Here is a 19893-nt window from a genome sequence, read left to right on the forward strand (position 1 = left end):
TATTTAGTCTATAAAAAATGAGCCTGATTTAAATCAGGCTCATTATGTTCCCACCAAAGTACGGTCAAAAATAAAAATGTTTTTACATTGACTCTGTGAAAGTTCTAGTAATTACGTCTTGTTGTTGCTCTTTAGTTAAAGAGTTAAAACGTACTGCGTAACCTGATACACGGATAGTCAATTGTGGATATTTATCCGGATTTTCCATTGCATCTAATAACATTTCACGGTTTAACACGTTCACATTTAAGTGTTGGCCACCTTCAACTGTTGCTTCGTGGTGGAAGTAACCATCCATTAAACCAGCAAGATTACGGCGTTGTGCTTCGGCATCTTTACCTAACGCATTTGGTACGATTGAGAAGGTATAAGAAATACCATCTTTCGCATAAGCAAATGGAAGTTTAGCTACAGAAGTTAATGATGCTACCGCACCTTTTTGGTCACGACCGTGCATTGGGTTCGCACCTGGTCCGAATGGTGCACCAGCACGACGGCCATCTGGGGTGTTGCCCGTTTTCTTACCATAAACCACGTTAGAAGTAATGGTTAATACAGATTGTGTAGGCACTGCATTGCGGTAAGTTTTAAGTTTTTGAATTTTCTTCATGAAACGTTCAACTAAGTCACAAGCGATGTCATCAACACGGTTATCGTTGTTACCATATTGTGGATATTCACCTTCTATTTCAAAGTCGATTGCTACGTTAGTTGCAACAACATTGCCATCTTTATCTTTGATGTCGCCACGAACTGGTTTAACTTTCGCATATTTGATTGCTGAAAGTGAGTCAGCCGCAACAGAAAGACCCGCGATACCACAAGCCATGGTACGGTATACATCACGATCATGTAATGCCATTAATGCGGCTTCGTATGAATATTTATCGTGCATATAGTGGATTACGTTTAAGGCAGTCACATATTGTTTTGCCAACCAATCCATAAAGCTATCCATACGGGTCATTACTGTATCAAAATCTAATACTTCATCAGTAATTGGTGCAGTTTTCGGGCCTACTTGCATACCTAATTTTTCATCAATACCGCCGTTGATTGCGTATAACAATGTTTTCGCTAAGTTTGCACGTGCACCGAAGAATTGCATTTGTTTACCCACAATCATTGGTGATACACAACATGCGATTGCGTAGTCATCATTGTTGAAGTCTGGACGCATTAAATCATCGTTTTCGTATTGAACTGATGAGGTATCAATCGATACTTTTGCACAGAAACGTTTGAAGTTTTCAGGTAATTGTTCAGACCAAAGAATGGTTAAGTTTGGTTCTGGAGAAGTACCCATGTTGTAAAGAGTGTGTAAAATACGGAATGTATTTTTGGTTACTAATGTACGACCATCTAAACCCATACCTGCGATGGTTTCAGTTGCCCACATTGGGTCACCAGAGAATAATTGATCGTATTCAGGTGTACGTAAGAAACGAACCATACGAAGTTTCATAACTAAGTGGTCAACTAATTCTTGCGCTTCAGTTTCAGTAATTTTTCCTGCTTTTAAATCACGTTCGATGTACACGTCAATAAAGGTTGCGGTACGACCGAATGACATTGCAGCACCATTTTGTGATTTGATTGCAGCAAGATAAGCAAAGTACATCCATTGAATAGCTTCTTGAGCATTAGTTGCTGGGTTAGAAATATCATAACCATAGCTTGCTGCCATTTGTTTTAATTGACCTAATGCACGGTGTTGTTCTGCGATTTCTTCACGTAAACGAATTGTTGCTTCAAGATTTACGCCATCTTCTAAGTCTTTTTGTAAAGAAGAGAATTGTGCGTATTTATCTTTCATTAAGAAATCTACACCATAAAGTGCTACACGACGGTAGTCACCGATGATACGACCACGACCATAAGCATCTGGAAGACCAGTTAATACCCCAGATTTACGGCAACGTAAAATATCTGGCGTGTAAACATCAAATACACCTTGGTTATGTGTTTTACGGTATTCAGTGAAGATTTTTTTCACTTTTGGATCAAGCTCACGACCATAAACTTTACAAGAACCTTCCACCATTTTGATACCACCGAATGGCATAATGGCACGTTTTAAAGGTTCATCAGTTTGAAGACCAACGATTTTTTCTAAATCTTTGTTAATGTAACCGGGTGCGTGAGAGATAATGGTAGATGGTGTATGTTCATCAAAATCTAATGGCGCGTGAGTACGGTTTTCAATTTTAATTCCTTCCATTACAGATTCCCAAAGCTTGGTTGTTGCTTCGGTTGGACCTGCTAAGAAAGAGTCATCGCCTTCATAAGGGGTATAGTTTTTTTGGATAAAGTCACGTACATTGACATTTTCTTGCCAATCGCCACCAGCAAAACCAGCCCACGCCAATTTTTGCATTTCATTAAGTTCTGACATAGTCATTTCCTTTGTTAATTAATTAATAAATAAGTAAGTCTTTAATGCGTTTTGGTTAAATAACGTTGGAATACACCAATACAAATTGCCCCGCCGACAATATTTCCCAACGTTACAGGGATTAAATTCTTCACGATGAAATGGTACAAATCTAAATCTGCGTATTTCATCGGATCAACACCGATTTGTTGCCAAAATTCAGGTGTACTAAAATGTGCGGTAATAATTCCCATCGGAATCATAAACATATTAGCCACACAGTGTTCAAATCCTGACGCGACAAACAAACCAATCGGCATAATCATAATAAATGCTTTGTCTGTAACAGTCTTACCAGAATAAGACATCCAAACCGCCACACACACCATAATGTTACATAAAATACCTAGGTTAAAAGCTTCAAACCACGTGTGATGAATTTTATGTTGGGCGGTTGCAAGAATTGTTAAACCCCATTGGCCATTTGCTGCCATTGTTTGTCCACTAAACCAAATAACAACCGCAATAAATAAACCACCAACGAAGTTGCCTAAATATACTACGATCCAATTTCGAATCATTTGTGTCGTGGTGATTCTACCGCCCACTCTGGCGACTAAAGTTAAAGTAGAAGAAGTGAATAATTCAGATCCTAAAATCACCACCATAATTACGCCCAAGGAGAATACTAACCCACCCACTAACTTGGTTAATCCCCAAGGTGCGCCTGCACTAGCAGTTTGTGTTGTCGTGTAAAATACAAAGGCCAAGGCAATACAAGCACCGGCACTAATACCGGACATAAACGATAAAAATGGACGTTTATTTGCTTTATAAGTTGCTGTATTTTCTGCATAATCTGTTGCTTCAACAGGTGTGAGCGCAACAGAAGATAGTTTTTGATTTTCTGATGCCATAATCAAACTCCAACTATTGACATTGAAAAAGTTGATGAAAATTTAATACTTTTAACAAGTTTACGACTACAAATACTTCTATAATTGGTGCTATTTTACTCTCCTCCCCTTTCATTGCAAAGAAAAGCAAAAATTATTTCAACAAACTTTGATATTTTGCAAGGTTTGTTTAATTAAAGACAAAATTCCCATATTAATATTCGCTCAATTTCATACATTCAGAGTAAGTAAAGCACTTAATTTAAAACTTGTTTTATTCGCATAATACCGTGAATTCCCCTAGATAATCATCCACTTTTCCAAAACCTTGATTATTCACAACAGGCAAATTCATAATTTTTTCAAACGAACCAGATTAAGTGTATAGACTTGCTATTTTGAGTAATTAATAGCATTATTTTGATCTTTTTGAAGAAAAAGGCGATCTTTGTCATAAAATAATGATTTAAGTGCGGTTAAAATTTTGGTTAATTTTAAGTGCACTTCTTTATACAGGAGCAGATTATGTATTATGGTTTAGATATTGGTGGCACGAAAATAGAGCTTGCCGTATTCAATAAAAAATTAGAAAAATTATATTCTGAACGGGTGCCAACACCTAAAACCGACTATGAAGAATGGCTTAACACGATTGTGGATTTAGTGAATCGTGCTGATGAAAAGTTTGGTGAAGTGGGCACCGTAGGTTTGGGCGTACCTGGTTTTGTTAATCAACAAACTGGATTAGCCGAAATTACCAATATTCGTGTGGCAGATAATAAACCAATTTTACACGATTTGTCTGCGCGTTTAGGCCGTGAAGTGCGGGCAGAAAATGATGCAAATTGTTTTGCATTATCTGAAGCATGGGATACGGAAAATCAGCAATATCCGACTGTACTTGGTTTAATTCTTGGAACTGGTTTTGGTGGCGGCTTTGTCTTAAACGGTAAAGTTCATTCAGGTCAAGTGGGAATGGCTGGAGAGCTTGGTCATTTACAACTAAATTATCATGCCTTGAAATTATTGGGATGGGATAACGCCCCTATTTATCAATGTGGTTGTGGCAACAAGGCTTGTTTGGATAATTATCTGTCTGGTCGCGGTTTTGAAATTCTTTATCGAGATTTGAAAGGCGAAACATTATCCGCTCGTGAAATTATTGATTTGTTCTATCAAGGCAATAAAAGTGCGGTAGATTTTGTGAATCTTTTTGTTGAGTTGGCGGCGATTTCTATTGGCAATATCATTACGGCATTTGATCCGCATATGATTGTACTCGGCGGTGGATTATCTAATTTTGATTACCTTTATGAAGCTTTACCAAAAGCATTACCGCCTCATTTGATGCGGACAGCAAAAGTTCCACCAATTAAAAAAGCGAAACACGGCGATTCTGGTGGTGTGCGTGGCGCGGCAGCGTTGTTTTTAACCAAATAATTCAACAAACTAGTGGGGCGTGTTCAAATAATACGCCCTTTATTTTGAAAAATATTTAGAATATTCTAAATTTATTAGATTTTTTCTTTTTTGTTTTTCTTTTCTTTAGAGAAATCATTAAAAAATCTCGCCTTTTCATTGAAAAACCATACAATCAAATTATTTATCGCTTGAGGGATGATTATGGACTTTGAATTTTCAAAAATGTTAGAAGAAGTGCTAACTTGGATAGTCGCACACCTTGATGGGCCTTTATGGAATGCCACAATTATTATTTTGCTTGGGACTGGTCTATTTTTTACCATTACAACAGGATTTGTGCAGTTCCGTTTATTCCCAGCAAGCCTTCGTGAAATGTGGTTTGGTCGTGCGGTGGAGGGAAATTCATTAACACCTTTCCAAGCGTTTACGACAGGTCTTGCGAGCCGCGTTGGTGTGGGTAACATTGGTGGGGTTGCAACAGCAATCGCCTTGGGAGGCGAAGGCGCAGTGTTTTGGATGTGGGTAACGGCATTTATTGGTATGTCGAGTGCTTTCGCTGAATCTACCCTTGCTCAATTATTTAAAATTCAAGATAAAGATGGATCATTCCGCGGTGGCCCTGCTTATTATATTGTTCAAGGTTTAAAATCACGTTGTATGGCAGTGGCTTTTGCACTTGCATTAATTTTTACATTTGGTTTTGCCTTTAATTCTGTGCAGGCAAACTCTATTGTTGAAGCGACGAGTAATGCGTGGAATTGGAAAGGGGAATATGTCGGTATTTCATTAGTAATTTTTACCGCACTTATTATTTTCGGTGGCGTTAAGCGTATTGCGATTATTTCGAGCAACCTTGTACCAATGATGGCACTTTTCTATTTGATTATGGCGGTAATTATTCTTGGCATGCATATTGATATGATCCCTTCCGTGATTCATCGTATTGTTCAAAGTGCATTTAGTTTTGATGCTGCCGCTGGCGGAATGTTTGGTGCATTGGTATCAAAAGCAATGATGATGGGGATTAAACGTGGTTTATTCTCAAACGAAGCGGGAATGGGATCTGCGCCTAATTCGGCTGCAGCAGCTCACGTTAAACATCCAGTTAGCCAAGGTTTAGTGCAAATGCTCGGTGTGTTTGTTGATACAATGATCGTTTGTACTTGTACTGCCGTCATTATTTTGCTTTCGAATAATTATGGTAGCGAAACGCTCAAAAGTATCTCTCTTACGCAAAATGCTTTGCAATATCACATAGGTGAATTTGGGGTGCATTTCCTAGCGTTTATCTTATTGTTATTCGCTTATTCTTCTATTATTGGTAACTATGCTTATGCGGAAAGCAATATCCGTTTTATAAAAAATAAACCTTGGTTTGTATTTTTGTTCCGTTTAATGGTGCTATTTTTCGTGTATTTCGGTGCGGTTCGCTCTGGTAATGTGGTGTGGAATTTCGCAGATACGGTAATGGCAGTCATGGCAATTATTAACTTGATTGCAATTTTGATGTTGTCGCCAATCGTATGGAAATTAATGAAAGATTATCAACGCCAGCTTAAAGAAGGAAAAACGCCAGAGTTTAAAATTGATGAATACCCTGAATTACGTAAGAAAATATTTGATTCTCGCATTTGGAAATAAAGATAAAATGGCTAGAAAGAGATTATCTACCTTTCCAAAGAGTTAGATTATTATTTAAAGAAATTTTTTGATATTGTTTCAGGCTTGGTTCTTCTTCTAGTTCAGACTGAATAAACTATTGCCGGCACTTTTTACCGCCCTCGTGCCGGCTATCCCAAACTGCTTTGAAAACTGACCGCTCTTTAGCTTACTTCAAAAATGCCGCATGATAGGCAATATGCTCGCCAATAAAACTGGCGATGAAGTAATAGCTGTGATCATAGCCTTTATGGAAGCGCACATCGACTGGCTGATTTGCCACTCGACAGGTTTCGATAAAATCTTCGGTACGCAATTGTGTAGGCAAAAACTCATCTTCCAAGCCCTGATCAATGTGCATACCTTGCACTTTATAGCCTTGTTGAATGAGCGAGCTGGCATCATATTGCTGCCATTTTTCACGATCTTCCCCTAAATAGGCAGAAAAGGCTTTTTCTCCCCAAGGCACAAGGCTTGGCGACAAAATGGGCGAAAAAGCAGAAACACTTTGATAACGTTCTTGGTTTCGCAGTGCCAATACCAATGCACCGTGTCCACCCATTGAATGTCCCATAATGGAACGTTTGCCGTTGGTAGGGAAATTTGCTTCAATCAAATCAGGCAATTCATTCAAAATATAATCATACATTTGATAATTCGTCGCCCAAGGCTGCTCGGTCGCATTAAGATAAAAGCTCGCGCCCTGCCCTAAATCGTAAACCGCATCATTCGGCACTTGCTCTCCACGAGGGCTAGTATCAGGCGCAACCACAATCACTTGATGTTCTGCCGCATAACGCTGGAAGCCTGATTTGGTAATGAAATTTTGTTCTGTACAAGTTAAGCCAGAAAGCCAATAAATCACGCCAAGAGGTCGATTCTCCGGATTATTTGGCAAATAGACGGCAAATTTCATTTCGCATTGAAGCGTTTGGGCATTATGCGCCCAAACTTGCTGCGAACCGCCAAAAATTTGATGTTGTTCAATCAGTTTCATAACGTACCTTAGTAATGAATAACAGTGCGGATCGATTTACCTTCGTGCATTAATTCAAAGGCTTCATTAATTTGATCAAGTGGCATTGTGTGAGTCACAAACGGTTCTAACTGGATGTCGCCTTTCATTGAATCTTCCACCATTTGCGGAAGTTCAGAGCGACCTTTCACGCCACCAAATGCCGAACCTTTCCAAACACGGCCTGTTACCAATTGGAACGGACGCGTTGAAATTTCTTGTCCTGCACCCGCTACGCCGATGATAATGGATTGTCCCCAGCCACGGTGAGCACTTTCTAATGCTTGACGCATTACGTTTACATTACCGATACATTCAAAGGTATGGTCAATGCCCCATTTATTAATATCTAACAACACATCTTTGATCAGCTTATCGTAATCGTTCGGGTTTAAACAATCCGTTGCACCAAACTGTTTTGCCAACTCAAATTTTGCAGGATTGGTATCAATGGCGATAATACGGCCGGCTTTGGCTTGACGCGCACCTTGCACTACCGCTAAACCAATCGCACCCAAGCCAAACACGGCAACAGAGTCGCCTTCTTGCACTTTTGCCGTATTATGTACCGCACCAATACCTGTGGTGACACCACAGCCGAGCAAACATACTTGTTCGTGGTTCGCTTCAGGGTTGATTTTCGCCAGTGAAACTTCCGCAACAACTGAGTATTCACTGAAAGTCGAACAGCCCATATAGTGATAAATTGGCTTGCCTTGGCAAGAAAAACGCGTCGTACCATCTGGCATTAAGCCTTTACCTTGCGTGTCACGCACTGAGACGCATAAGTTGGTTTTACCCGAGAGGCAAAACTCACATTCGCCACATTCAGCAGTATAAAGAGGAATGACGTGATTGCCTGGTTTTACGCTTAACACACCTTCGCCAACCGCAACAACCACACCCGCACCTTCGTGTCCTAGCACCACAGGGAATACCCCTTCAGGATCGCTTCCTGATAACGTAAACGCATCAGTATGGCAAACGCCCGTGTGCGTGTTACGAATTAACACTTCGCCTTTGCGAGGCATTTCTACGTCGATTTCTACAATTTGTAAGGGTTGATTTGGGGCGAATGCTACCGCCGCACGAGATTTGATGGTTGAGTTGATTTGTTTAATTTCCATTGTTTTTCCTTTTAATTCATTGACAAATTTGCCTTGCCTAAGCAAGATAGCATCAGTTTACACTTTAGAGTTCACTCTAAAGCAAGTGTTTTTTATCATTTTTGTTTAAAGGGAATAAAAAGTGACTTACACCACCGCTAAAGCTGCTGAAAAAATAGGCATTTCCGCCTACACCTTACGCTTTTATGACAAAGAAGGCTTGTTACCTAATGTCGGACGTGATGAATACGGTAATCGCCGTTTTACCGACAAGGATTTGCAATGGTTGAGTTTATTACAATGCTTGAAAAATACAGGAATGAGTTTAAAAGACATCAAACGCTTTGCGGAATGTACCATCATTGGCGACGATACCATTGAAGAACGCCTTTCCTTATTTGAAAATCAAACAAAAAATGTAAAGTGTCAAATTGCCGAATTAAAACGCTATTTAGACTTACTGGAATATAAGTTAGCATTTTATCAAAAAGCGAAAGCACTAGGCTCGGTAAAAGCTGTGAATTTACCGCAAATTCCTGAAACGAGCTAAAAGGATAAAAGTGCTCACATCGCAGAATTAGAAGAAAAATACAATTTTTAGAGATAGATAAATTTTAACTTTTTTATTACATAAATAAGTTAAAAATCAGGTTTTGTGATCAAGATCAGGATAACATAAAAATAATCTCCGATAGCTATTGTTCTAAATGGCTAAAAAGAGTATATTCCGAGCCAAATTTTTTCTTTTTTACAGAACGGAGTTTATTATGTTTGGTTTATCCCCCGCTCAACTGATTATTTTATTAGTCGTTATTTTATTGATTTTTGGCACGAAAAAATTAAGAAATGCTGGCTCAGATCTTGGCGCAGCTGTGAAAGGTTTCAAAAAGGCGATGAAAGAAGATGAAAAAGTAAAAGATGCGGAATTTAAGTCTATAGATAATGAAACAGCGTCTGCAAAAAAAGAAAATATAAAAGAGAAAGAACAGGCTTAATCCGTGTTTGATATTGGTTTTTCAGAACTTATTTTACTCATGGTTTTGGGATTGGTTGTATTAGGCCCGAAACGTTTGCCTATAGCAATTCGCACTGTAATGGATTGGGTAAAAACAATTCGTGGTTTAGCTGCTAACGTTCAAAATGAGTTGAAACAAGAGCTAAAATTGCAAGAATTACAAGATAGTATTAAAAAAGCGGAATCCCTTAATTTGCAAGCTCTTTCACCAGAATTGAGTAAAACGGTGGAAGAATTAAAAGCTCAAGCAGATAAGATGAAAGCGGAGCTAGAAGATAAAGCAGCTCAAGCTGGTACAACGGTGGAAGATCAAATCAAAGAAATCAAAAGTGCGGCTGAAAATGCAGAAAAGTCTCAAAATGCAATCTCAGTTGAGGAGGCTGCAGAAACTTTATCTGAAGCAGAAAAAACACCTACAGATTTGACCGCACTTGAAACTCACGAGAAAGTAGAACTGAACACACATTTATCTAGCTATTATCCTCCTGATGATATTGAAATCGCTCCAGCGTCAAAATCTCAATCTTCAAAAACTAAATCATAGTGAGTTTTTATGAGTAATGTGGATGAATCTCAACCTTTAATTACGCACCTTGTTGAACTAAGAAACCGTTTATTACGCTGTGTGATTTGTGTAGTGTTGGTTTTTGTTGCTTTGGTGTATTTTTCCAATGATATTTATCATTTTGTTGCTGCACCTTTAACGGCTGTTATGCCAAAAGGCGCAACAATGATTGCAACCAATATTCAAACGCCTTTCTTTACGCCAATTAAATTAACTGCGATTGTTGCAATTTTTATTTCTGTCCCTTATTTGCTTTATCAAATTTGGGCTTTTATTGCACCTGCTTTATATCAGCACGAAAAACGGATGATTTATCCGTTGTTATTTTCCAGTACGATTTTATTTTATTGCGGTGTTGCTTTTGCTTACTATGTCGTCTTTCCTCTTGTATTCAGCTTCTTTACACAAACAGCCCCAGAAGGCGTTACCATCGCAACAGATATTAGTAGTTATTTAGATTTTGCTTTAGCGTTATTTTTAGCTTTTGGCGTTTGTTTTGAAGTGCCAATTGCGATTATTCTACTTTGCTGGACTGGTATTACCACTGTAAAGGCTCTTTCCGAAAAACGCCCTTATATTATTGTTGCGGCATTTTTTATTGGAATGCTTTTAACGCCTCCTGATGTTTTTTCACAAACTTTGCTTGCCATACCGATGTGCTTGCTGTTTGAGATCGGTCTATTGGTCGCTCGATTTTATCAACCAAAAGACGACGAAAGTGCGGTTAAAAATAATGATGAATCAGAAAAAACACAATGATGAACTGAATTGTTAATCGTATGGGGCTTTGCCCCCGTTTTTATTATATTGATATAACCCTAATTTTGTTTTTTCATAAAACATATTTTCGTAGTGATTTACTAGAAATATGATTTGTAGTCTGCTCTATATTTTTTATTGAAAATATCATTACCTGATGGTTTTCTGTCGTTTTTTTATTTTTTATCTAATAAATACGATATTTTTTAGATAATTTCTTTACTTTTTCCTTTTCTTTAAATTTCCTTTATAAAAATGGTTGCAAGATTAAATTAGCCATTGCATATTGTCTATACGCCTCACGAGGCGAATACAATAAAAATACAATACACACAACATCAACAAAGAGGGAAATTCATTATGTCAAAAGTTGCTTCCTTAGACGCATTTTTAACAAAAGTTGCTCAACGCGATGGTTATCAACCTGAATTTTTACAAGCGGTTCGCGAGGTATTCACATCAATTTGGCCTTTTTTAGAAGCCAATCCTAAATATCGTTCAGAAGCATTATTAGAACGTTTAGTTGAGCCTGAACGTGCATTTCAATTCCGTGTGGCGTGGACTGACGATAAAGGGCAAGTGCAAGTAAACAGAGCATTTCGTGTACAATTTAATAGTGCCATAGGCCCATTTAAAGGGGGAATGCGTTTCCATCCATCAGTAAATTTATCTATCTTAAAATTCTTAGGTTTTGAGCAAATCTTTAAAAATGCTTTAACAACATTACCTATGGGCGGGGCAAAAGGCGGTTCAGATTTTGATCCTAAAGGCAAATCTGATGCTGAAGTTATGCGTTTTTGCCAAGCATTAATGACTGAACTTTATCGTCACGTAGGAGCTGATACAGATGTTCCCGCAGGCGATATAGGCGTCGGTGGGCGCGAAGTTGGCTATTTAGCTGGCTATATGAAAAAATTATCAAACCAATCAGCCTGTGTTTTCACTGGTCGCGGTCTTTCTTTCGGTGGTAGTTTAATTCGTCCGGAAGCAACGGGATATGGATTAGTTTATTTTGCTCAAGCAATGCTTGCTGAAAAAGGCGATAGTTTTGCAGGTAAAGTAGTTTCAGTTTCTGGTTCTGGTAATGTAGCACAATACGCGATTGAAAAAGCATTATCGCTTGGTGCAAAAGTAGTAACTTGTTCTGATTCATCGGGTTATGTTTATGATCCAAATGGATTTACTACTGAAAAATTAGCCGCACTTTTCGAAATTAAAAATACAAAACGTGGGCGTGTGAAAGATTATGCAGAACAGTTTGGTTTACAATATTTTGAAGGTAAACGCCCTTGGGAAGTGAAAGTTGATATCGCGCTTCCTTGTGCAACTCAAAATGAGTTAGAACTTTCTGATGCACAACTTTTAATTAAAAATGGTGTGAAATTAGTGGCTGAAGGTGCCAATATGCCAACAACAATTGAAGCAACAGAAGCATTACTAGCTGCAGATGTATTATTTGGCCCGGGTAAAGCTGCTAACGCTGGTGGTGTTGCTACTTCTGGTTTAGAAATGGCACAAAGTTCACAACGTTTATATTGGACAGCGGAAGAAGTGGATGCTCAATTACATCGCATTATGTTAGATATTCACGCAAACTGTAAAAAATACGGCACAATTGAAGGTCAAGAAAACATCAACTATGTTGTTGGTGCAAATGTAGCAGGCTTTGTTAAAGTAGCTGATGCTATGTTGGCTCAAGGCGTTTATTAACAGATAAAAAAGTTAAATTAAATAACCGCACTGTAATAAAGTGCGGTTATTTTTTCGGATAAAATTTGAATATAAGAAAGGCGACATTTTGTCGCCTTAGATATTATTTATTTTGAATTGTTTTCGTCACAATGATTAATATCACTGCATTTTCCGTAAAGATATACGTTATGCGTTTTTAATTTTATGCCGTATTTTTCGCTGATTTCACGCTGACGTTGTTCAATAATGTTATCAGTAAATTCAAATACTTTGCCACAATCTTCACAAATAATATGATCGTGATGTTCTGTTGGAGCAAGCTCAAAAACGGATTTATTTCCCTCAAAATTATGACGGATTACAATATGCGCTTCATCAAATTGATTAAGCACACGATAAACTGTGGCTAATCCAATTTCACTACCTTGTTCCAGCAAAATTTTATAAACATCTTCTGCAGAAAAATGTTCATTTTTATGATTTTGCATTAAAGCGAGGATAGTTAAGCGAGGCTCTGTAATTTTTAATCCTGCTTTTTTGAGTAATTTAATATTTTCTTCAGACATAATTTTTCTTCCTATTATGCAAAAATGTTAAGCCAATTCAGCTAAACACATTTCATCATAAATTTGTTTACACCATTTTTCTACACGCTCTGCGGTAAGCTCTGGCTGGCGATCTTCATCAATACATAATCCGATGAAAGTGCCATCTTCCAATAAGGCTTTTGAAGCTTCAAAATTATAGCCTTCTGTTGGCCAATTTCCTACCACAATTGCACCGTGTGGCTCTATAATATCGCGTACAGTTCCGATAGCATCACAGAAATAATCCGCATAATCTTCTTGATCGCCACAGCCAAAAATACCTACAAGTTTATCTGTAAAATCGATTTCTTCGAGTGTTGGAAAAAAATCATCCCAGTCTGCTTGTGCTTCGCCGTAATACCAAGTTGGAATACCAAAAAGCAAGAAATCGTATGCTTCAATATCTTCTTTGCTACTTTTGGCAATATCACGAATATCAATTAAATCGCTACCTAATTGTTTTTGGATTTGTTTTGCGATGTTTTCAGTATTTCCAGTATCACTACCATAAAAAAGACCAACTATTGCCATTTTTATTTCCTTTTATATTAAATTTAATCTATTGATTATAAGACTTATCCAAATTCGGCGAACTATATCATAAAAGCATTCTCACTTAAACCACTTAATTCTTATTTAGAAATCGTTTAATTGCACGAATAACAAAATCAGGTTTTTCGGCGTGAACCCAGTGTCCACTCCCATTAATCGTAAAGGCAGTTGCATTAGGAAATTGTTCTAGAATTTTTTCGCTATTTTCTATTTTTATATAAGAGGAATTTCCACCCTTAATAAAAAGAGTTGGCGTAAATACACGTACTTTTTCCCAATCCATAATATTGGCATAATTGTTAAAAAGCACGGTAAGATTAAAACGAAAACAATCAGCTGAATTAACATCAAAAGATTTCAACATAAATTGTACAACGTCTTCATCATTAATTTCTTGTTTTAAAATCGGTTTGGCTTGCTGACGATTTTCAGGCTTTGCATTTTTTACCGCAAATAGGCCATTAAAAACATCTTTATGACCAAATCCCTCATAAGGCATAGGGGACATATCAATTACGATTAATTTTTCGACTAATTCTGGGCAAAGTGCGGTGATTTTCATGGCGGTTTTTCCCCCCATAGAATGACCAATTAATATCACTTTGGATAAATTTAAGTGGCGGATTACTGCGATAACATCTTCAGCCATCAGTTGATAATTCATTTTTTCCGAATGAAAACTATGGCCGTGATTGCGTAAATCAATACGTAAAATACTGTAATGTTCACTAAAAGCTCTCGCGATAACGCCGAGATTATCCATATCGCCGAATAAACCGTGAATAAAAATTAAAACAGGTGTATTAATCGTTTGTTTTACTTGATGAAATTGATAATTGAGTAATGATTTTGCCATAATTTTTACGTGAGAATTTGTAAAGAAGTCGTTATAATTGAAAAAAATTTTAGCAAACAGAGAGATAAAAATGAAGATCATTGAAGTAGATGAAGAATTATACCAATATATTGCGAGCCAAACCCGCTCTATTGGAGAAAGTGCTTCGGATATTTTACGCCGTTTGCTTAGTTTACCTGTGCATACTTCAATTGTTAATGATTTAATTATTACTTCAGCAGAAACAGATCAAAAGCCAAAACAGGCTATCAATGTGAAAGAAGTAAATATCAAAACAACAAAAAAGCAATCAATAACCGCAATTAATCAGATTGTAGAAAAAGTCCAAACTTTATTAAATTCAACTGAATTTCAAGAAGAAAGTAAGGCTGTTGTACGTTTCTTAGCGATTTTACGTGTGCTTTATCGTACAAATCCTGAAAGTTTTGCACAAGCAACGGAATCTTTACAAGGACGTACTCGAGTTTACTTTGCACGCGATGAAGCGACATTATTAATGGCAGGTAACCATACTAAACCAAAACAAATTCCAGATACGCCTTATTGGGTTATTACCAATACAAATAGTGGACGAAAAATGTTAATGCTAGAAGGCGCAATGCAATCTATGGAATTACCTGAAACATTGATTGATGAAGTGCGATCATATTTCACGGTAAATTAATAATGTATCCTTGGCAAGATTTTGCTATTCAACCTGATTTCTCAAATAAAATCGCTTTGCGTACTACGCAGGGCGATGTGCTTACTTGGATAGAATTGACTACAAAGATTAACCAAACAGTGGCTTTTTTACAAAAAAAAGGCGTAAATGCGGAAAGTGCGGTTGCTTTTGTGGGAAAAAATTCAGAGAAAATTTTATTTTTATATCTGGCGACAATTCAGCTTGGTGCAAAAGTTTTAGGCATAAACCCTGCTTTTCCACAAGAAAAAATTGCAAAATTATGTGAGTTTTATCAAATTGATTTTTGTTTTTATGATAAAGATTTACTGAATTTGCAAGAAATTGGTGTTTTTACACAAAAAGCCGATTTTTTTCGCCCAGCTACAATGACGCTCACGTCTGGCTCGACAGGTTTACCAAAAGCAGTTGTGCATAATGTCCAAGCGCATTTGGATAATGCAAAAGGGGTATGTAACTTAATGAAGTTTGATTGTAATCAATCTTGGTTACTTTCATTACCCTTATATCACGTTTCAGGGCAAGGTATTGTTTGGCGTTGGTTATATTGCGGTGCACAATTACATTTCCCAGAAGATGATTTTTATGCTTCATTATTAAAGACGACCCACGTTTCTCTTGTGCCAACGCAATTACAGCGTTTATTAGATTATTTACAGGAAAATCCGAGCATTTCATTTGCTACGCGTCATATTTTACTGGGCGGTGCGCATATTCCGACAGAACTTACACAAAAAATGGTGAAATACGGTATCGAAACGTATTCTGGCTACGGAATGACGGAAATGGCTTCGACAGTTTTTGCTAAAAAATCTGACGGAAAACAAGGCGTAGGGCAACCGCTCTTAGGTAGAGAGTATTGTTTAGTAAATGATGAAATTTGGCTGAAAGGTGCAGGTTTGGCGATGGGTTATTGGAAAGATCAACAAATTGTTCCATTAACGAATAACCAAGGCTGGATTCAGACAAAAGATAAAGGCATTTGGCAAGAGGGCGAACTTGTTATTATCGGACGACTTGATAATATGTTTATTTCAGGTGGCGAAAATATTCAGCCAGAAGAAATTGAACAAGTGATTATTCAACATTCTTCCGTTAATCAAGTGTTTGTTTTACCACAAAAAAACAAAGAATTTGGTCAGCGTCCTGTCGCTTTAGTGGATTTTAATGAACCCTTTAGCAAAAGTGCGGTTGAAAATTTAATGTTTTTTTTACAAGATAAACTTGCACGTTTTAAACAACCTATTGCATATTATCCTTTGCCACTGATACTTGAGAAAGGCATTAAGATCTCACGTAAACAGCTTGCTGATTGGCTGGCAAAGCGAGATGAGATAAATTAATTTACCATTTAGATTAGGGAAAAATAATGATTAGGAAACTTATGAAAATACCTCCATTTTTTACCGCACTTTTTGCCTCGGCAATGTTTACCCTTAGCGTTTCGCAAGGAGTATTGGCGGCAAATTCAACAAATGTATTACCAACGGAGCAATCGCTTAAAGCCGATTTGGCTAACGCTCAAAAAATGAGTGAGGGGGAGGCAAAAAATAGGTTGTTAGCAGAATTACAAACATCAATTGATTTATTGCAGCAAATTCAAGCTCAACAAAAAATCAATGATGCATTGCAAACAACATTAAGCCATTCAGAGAGTGAAATTAGAAAGAATAATGCAGAAATTCAAGCATTAAAAAAACAACAAGAAACGGCAACAAGTACTGATTATAATGCGCAATCACAGGACTATTTACAAAATAGTCTCACTAAGTTAAATGATCAATTACAAGATACGCAAAACGCATTAAGCACAGTAAATGCACAATTGGCAGGGCAAAGTTCTATTTCTGAACGAGCACAAGCGGCATTAACAGAAAATGTTGTACGCACACAGCAAATCAATCAACAATTAGCCAATAATGATATTGGTAGCATATTGCGAAAACAATATCAGATTGAATTACAACTGATTGATTTAAAGAATAGTTATAATCAAAACTTATTAAAAAATAATGATCAGCTTTCTTTACTCTATCAAAGCCGTTATGACCTATTGAATTTACGTTTGCAAGTACAGCAGCAAAATATTATTGCGATTCAAGAAGTCATTAATCAAAAAAATCTTCAGCAATCACAAAATCAAGTAGAACAAGCTCAGCAACAGCAAAAAACTGTGCAAAATGATTACATTCAAAAAGAACTTGATCGCAATGCACAGCTTGGTCAGTATTTATTACAACAAACAGAAAAAGCGAATTCATTAACTCAAGATGAGTTAAGAATGCGGAATATTTTAGATAGCCTCACTCAAACTCAACGTACTATTGATGAACAAATTAGTGCATTACAAGGCACGTTAGTTCTTTCACGTATTATCCAACAACAAAAACAAAAATTACCGACTAACTTAAATATTCAAGGTTTATCAAAACAAATTGCCGATTTGCGTGTACATATTTTTGACATTACTCAAAAACGCAATGAACTTTATGATCTAGATAACTATATTAATAAAGTTGAAAGTGAAGATGGAAAACAATTTACTGAGGCAGAAAGAACGCAAGTTAAAACGCTATTAACTGAGCGTCGGAAAATGACATCTGATCTGATTAAATCTTTAAATAATCAATTAAATCTCGCGATTTCTTTGGAATTAACACAGCTGCAAATTACACAAATCAGTGATCAAATTCAATCTAAATTAGAGCAGCAAAGTTTTTGGGTGAAAAGTAATAATCCTATTAATTTAGATTGGGTAAAAATGCTGCCAAGAGCTTTAATTGAACAGTTTAATGGTATGTTGAAAAAATTAGGTTTTCCAACTAATTATGACAATTTACCTTATTTGCTGATGTATTTCTTAGGATTATTTATTGTAGGCGGTGCAATTTTTAAATTTAAAAATCGTATTAAACAACAATTAAACAAAATTAATCGTGAAATACATCGTTTAGATACAGATAGTCAGTGGAGTACTCCACTTGCCCTGTTATTAACAGCGTTTTTAACGCTTTCTAGTACACTTTGGTTTTTAGCAGTTTGCCAAATGATCGGCTTCTTTTTCTTCAAAAATCCAGAAGAATTTTGGCATTGGTCATTTAGTATGGCGGGTTATTGGTGGTTCTTTACATTTTGGATTTCATTGTTCCGTCCAAATGGTATTTTTGTTAATCATTTTGAATCTTCAAAAGAGAATGCACAACGTTTTCGTGGTGTTATCCAGCGCATTATTATTGTGGTTGTATTGCTTTTAAATACTTCTGTGTTTAGCAATGTCACTGATGCAGGTTTAGCTAATGATGTGTTAGGTCAAATTAATACTATTGCGGCTCTAATTTTCTGTGCGGCGATTATTGCCCCTCGTTTTAATCGAGTACTTCGCTCTTATGAACCTGAAACAAATAAACATCATTGGTTAATAAGAATTGTACAAATTGGTTTGAGATTAATTCCTGTGGGATTAATCGTACTTATTGTTTTAGGCTATTACTACACCGCTTTAAATTTAATTGAGCATTTTATTCATTCTTATATTGCTTGGTGTGTATGGTGGTTAGTACGCAATACGATTTACCGTGGTATTACGGTTTCTTCTCGTCGTTTAGCACATCGCCGTTTAGCAGAAAAACGTCGTCAAAAAGCACTTGAAAATAATTATGAAAATATATCCTCTGATGATGTGGTTGCAGTGGGAGAGCCAGAGGAAAGTTTGGCGTTAAATGATGTGCGTAGCCAATTATTACGTTTTGTAGATCTCTTTATTTGGACAGCATTATTAGGGATTTTCTACTATGTATGGTCAGATTTAGTCACAGTAGTGAGCTATTTACGTGAAATTACACTTTGGCAACAAACCACGACAACCGATGCTGGCACTGTAATGGAAAGCATTACTTTATTTAATCTTCTTGTTGCTTTGGTTATCGTAGGAATTACTTATGTGTTGGTTCGTAATATTTCAGGCATTTTGGAAGTATTAATTTTCTCTCGCGTGAATCTTTCACAAGGTACGCCTTATACGATTACGACACTACTTACTTATATTTTTATCGCCATTGGTGGTGCTTGGGCATTTGCAACCTTAGGGATGTCTTGGTCAAAATTACAATGGTTATTCGCCGCACTTTCTGTTGGTCTTGGTTTTGGTATGCAAGAGATTTTTGCAAACTTTGTGTCAGGTATCATTTTGTTATTTGAACGCCCAATCCGAGTTGGCGATGTGGTTACCATTAATGAAGTGAGCGGTACTGTAGCGAAAATTCGTATCCGTGCAATTACATTGATTGATTTTGATCGCAAAGAAGTGATTGTGCCAAATAAATCTTTTGTGACAGGTCAAGTGACCAACTGGGCATTATCTAACACTATGACACGTTTAGTGATTAGCGTTGGTGTTGCTTATGGTTCTGATTTAACACTCGTGCGCCAATTATTACTTCAAGCAGCTGATGAACAGCCGACTATTTTACGCGATCCTAAACCATCTGCTTATTTTTTAACTTTTGGTGCAAGTACACTGGATCACGAGTTACGTGTTTATGTAGAACAAGTTGGGGATCGCACCAGTACTACAGATGCCCTTAATCGCCGTATTAATGAATTATTTGCAGAACATAATATTGATATTGCCTTTAATCAATTAGATGTATTTATCAAAAATAATGATACAGGCGAAGAAATTCCTTTCGTTGATGTAAAAAAATAAGGGGAAAT

At 36.9% G+C, this 19893-nt stretch carries 17 protein-coding genes; 10 read left to right on the plus strand and 7 right to left on the minus strand.

Annotation, left to right across the window (positions count from 1 at the left end; genetic code table 11):
• Positions 1-82 precede the first annotated feature (82 nt).
• Both pflB and focA read right to left on the minus strand, forming a co-directional pair.
• On the minus strand, positions 83-2395 hold the full coding sequence (gene pflB, locus HMPREF2813_RS02660) for a formate C-acetyltransferase (protein WP_005653814.1): 2313 nt from the start codon (positions 2393-2395) through the stop codon (positions 83-85).
• 41 nt (positions 2396-2436) lie between these two features.
• On the minus strand, positions 2437-3291 hold the full coding sequence (gene focA / locus HMPREF2813_RS02665; protein WP_014550557.1) for a formate transporter FocA: 855 nt from the start codon (positions 3289-3291) through the stop codon (positions 2437-2439).
• 504 nt (positions 3292-3795) lie between these two features.
• Between focA and nagK the strand changes: the two genes are divergently transcribed.
• Both nagK and HMPREF2813_RS02675 read left to right on the plus strand, forming a co-directional pair.
• Positions 3796-4710, plus strand: a complete 915-nt coding sequence (gene nagK, locus HMPREF2813_RS02670) for an N-acetylglucosamine kinase (protein WP_014550556.1) — start codon at positions 3796-3798, stop codon at positions 4708-4710.
• A gap of 183 nt (positions 4711-4893) precedes the next feature.
• Positions 4894-6333: an alanine/glycine:cation symporter family protein gene (locus tag HMPREF2813_RS02675; protein ID WP_041174606.1), complete on the plus strand. Its 1440-nt coding sequence runs from the start codon at positions 4894-4896 to the stop codon at positions 6331-6333.
• Between the two features lie 187 nt (positions 6334-6520).
• On the opposite strand, the gene fghA is transcribed toward HMPREF2813_RS02675, so the two are convergent.
• Together fghA and HMPREF2813_RS02685 are read right to left on the minus strand one after the other, a co-directional pair.
• Positions 6521-7348 (minus strand): S-formylglutathione hydrolase, encoded by an 828-nt coding sequence (gene fghA, locus HMPREF2813_RS02680; RefSeq protein ID WP_014550554.1) that lies wholly within the window; start codon positions 7346-7348, stop codon positions 6521-6523.
• A gap of 8 nt (positions 7349-7356) precedes the next feature.
• On the minus strand, positions 7357-8466 hold the full coding sequence (locus tag HMPREF2813_RS02685; RefSeq protein WP_196427695.1) for an S-(hydroxymethyl)glutathione dehydrogenase/class III alcohol dehydrogenase: 1110 nt from the start codon (positions 8464-8466) through the stop codon (positions 7357-7359).
• 148 nt (positions 8467-8614) lie between these two features.
• Between HMPREF2813_RS02685 and HMPREF2813_RS02690 the strand changes: the two genes are divergently transcribed.
• From HMPREF2813_RS02690 to gdhA, 5 genes are all read left to right on the plus strand, one after another.
• On the plus strand, positions 8615-9022 hold the full coding sequence (locus tag HMPREF2813_RS02690) for a MerR family transcriptional regulator (RefSeq protein ID WP_005691542.1): 408 nt from the start codon (positions 8615-8617) through the stop codon (positions 9020-9022).
• Between the two features lie 217 nt (positions 9023-9239).
• Complete coding sequence (gene tatA, locus HMPREF2813_RS02695) at positions 9240-9467, plus strand: twin-arginine translocase TatA/TatE family subunit (protein WP_005648696.1); 228 nt, start codon at positions 9240-9242, stop codon at positions 9465-9467.
• Positions 9468-9470: 3 nt separating this feature from the next.
• Positions 9471-10031, plus strand: coding sequence for a Sec-independent protein translocase protein TatB (tatB, locus tag HMPREF2813_RS02700; RefSeq protein ID WP_005648701.1), 561 nt, complete (start codon positions 9471-9473; stop codon positions 10029-10031).
• Between the two features lie 9 nt (positions 10032-10040).
• The gene (gene tatC / locus HMPREF2813_RS02705; protein ID WP_011961785.1) at positions 10041-10811 is read left to right on the plus strand and encodes a twin-arginine translocase subunit TatC; all 771 of its coding nucleotides are present in this window, start codon (positions 10041-10043) and stop codon (positions 10809-10811) included.
• 360 nt (positions 10812-11171) lie between these two features.
• Complete coding sequence (gene gdhA, locus HMPREF2813_RS02710; protein WP_048946737.1) at positions 11172-12521, plus strand: NADP-specific glutamate dehydrogenase; 1350 nt, start codon at positions 11172-11174, stop codon at positions 12519-12521.
• Between the two features lie 107 nt (positions 12522-12628).
• On the opposite strand, the gene fur is transcribed toward gdhA, so the two are convergent.
• The 3 genes from fur to HMPREF2813_RS02725 all read right to left on the minus strand — a co-directional run bounded on the left by fur (position 12629) and on the right by HMPREF2813_RS02725 (position 14498).
• Complete coding sequence (fur, locus tag HMPREF2813_RS02715) at positions 12629-13069, minus strand: ferric iron uptake transcriptional regulator (RefSeq protein WP_005671209.1); 441 nt, start codon at positions 13067-13069, stop codon at positions 12629-12631.
• Between the two features lie 27 nt (positions 13070-13096).
• A complete protein-coding gene (gene fldA / locus HMPREF2813_RS02720; RefSeq protein ID WP_005648709.1) occupies positions 13097-13621 on the minus strand; it encodes a flavodoxin FldA in 525 nt (174 codons plus the stop codon).
• Positions 13622-13715: 94 nt separating this feature from the next.
• Positions 13716-14498, minus strand: a complete 783-nt coding sequence (locus tag HMPREF2813_RS02725; RefSeq protein ID WP_014550552.1) for an alpha/beta fold hydrolase — start codon at positions 14496-14498, stop codon at positions 13716-13718.
• A gap of 70 nt (positions 14499-14568) precedes the next feature.
• On the opposite strand from HMPREF2813_RS02725, the gene seqA reads away from it, so the two are divergent.
• From seqA to mscK, 3 genes are read left to right on the plus strand one after another with little or no spacing between them, the layout of a single operon-like run.
• The gene (gene seqA / locus HMPREF2813_RS02730; protein ID WP_005648714.1) at positions 14569-15162 is read left to right on the plus strand and encodes a replication initiation negative regulator SeqA; all 594 of its coding nucleotides are present in this window, start codon (positions 14569-14571) and stop codon (positions 15160-15162) included.
• Between the two features lie 2 nt (positions 15163-15164).
• On the plus strand, positions 15165-16523 hold the full coding sequence (menE, locus tag HMPREF2813_RS02735; RefSeq protein ID WP_014550551.1) for an o-succinylbenzoate--CoA ligase: 1359 nt from the start codon (positions 15165-15167) through the stop codon (positions 16521-16523).
• A gap of 41 nt (positions 16524-16564) precedes the next feature.
• The gene (mscK, locus tag HMPREF2813_RS02740; RefSeq protein WP_041174605.1) at positions 16565-19885 is read left to right on the plus strand and encodes a mechanosensitive channel MscK; all 3321 of its coding nucleotides are present in this window, start codon (positions 16565-16567) and stop codon (positions 19883-19885) included.
• The last annotated feature ends 8 nt before the right edge of the window (positions 19886-19893 follow it).

Origin of the sequence: Haemophilus sp. HMSC066A11 (assembly GCF_001811665.1) — a bacterium.
In the GTDB taxonomy this organism is placed as follows: Bacteria; Pseudomonadota; Gammaproteobacteria; order Enterobacterales; family Pasteurellaceae; genus Haemophilus; species Haemophilus influenzae.

What these genes read in the sequence shown, in the direction of transcription:
- gdhA (WP_048946737.1), top strand. Translation starts at nt 11,172, where the DNA reads ATGTCAAAAGTTGCTTCCTTAGACGCATTTTTAACAAAAGTTGCTCAA.
- HMPREF2813_RS02675 (WP_041174606.1), top strand. Translation starts at nt 4,894, where the DNA reads ATGGACTTTGAATTTTCAAAAATGTTAGAAGAAGTGCTAACTTGGATA.
- mscK (WP_041174605.1), top strand. Translation starts at nt 16,565, where the DNA reads ATGAAAATACCTCCATTTTTTACCGCACTTTTTGCCTCGGCAATGTTT.
- fldA (WP_005648709.1), bottom strand. Translation starts at nt 13,621, where the DNA reads ATGGCAATAGTTGGTCTTTTTTATGGTAGTGATACTGGAAATACTGAA.
- tatC (WP_011961785.1), top strand. Translation starts at nt 10,041, where the DNA reads ATGAGTAATGTGGATGAATCTCAACCTTTAATTACGCACCTTGTTGAA.
- nagK (WP_014550556.1), top strand. Translation starts at nt 3,796, where the DNA reads ATGTATTATGGTTTAGATATTGGTGGCACGAAAATAGAGCTTGCCGTA.
- fur (WP_005671209.1), bottom strand. Translation starts at nt 13,069, where the DNA reads ATGTCTGAAGAAAATATTAAATTACTCAAAAAAGCAGGATTAAAAATT.
- HMPREF2813_RS02725 (WP_014550552.1), bottom strand. Translation starts at nt 14,498, where the DNA reads ATGGCAAAATCATTACTCAATTATCAATTTCATCAAGTAAAACAAACG.
- focA (WP_014550557.1), bottom strand. Translation starts at nt 3,291, where the DNA reads ATGGCATCAGAAAATCAAAAACTATCTTCTGTTGCGCTCACACCTGTT.
- pflB (WP_005653814.1), bottom strand. Translation starts at nt 2,395, where the DNA reads ATGTCAGAACTTAATGAAATGCAAAAATTGGCGTGGGCTGGTTTTGCT.
- menE (WP_014550551.1), top strand. Translation starts at nt 15,165, where the DNA reads ATGTATCCTTGGCAAGATTTTGCTATTCAACCTGATTTCTCAAATAAA.
- fghA (WP_014550554.1), bottom strand. Translation starts at nt 7,348, where the DNA reads ATGAAACTGATTGAACAACATCAAATTTTTGGCGGTTCGCAGCAAGTT.
- tatA (WP_005648696.1), top strand. Translation starts at nt 9,240, where the DNA reads ATGTTTGGTTTATCCCCCGCTCAACTGATTATTTTATTAGTCGTTATT.
- seqA (WP_005648714.1), top strand. Translation starts at nt 14,569, where the DNA reads ATGAAGATCATTGAAGTAGATGAAGAATTATACCAATATATTGCGAGC.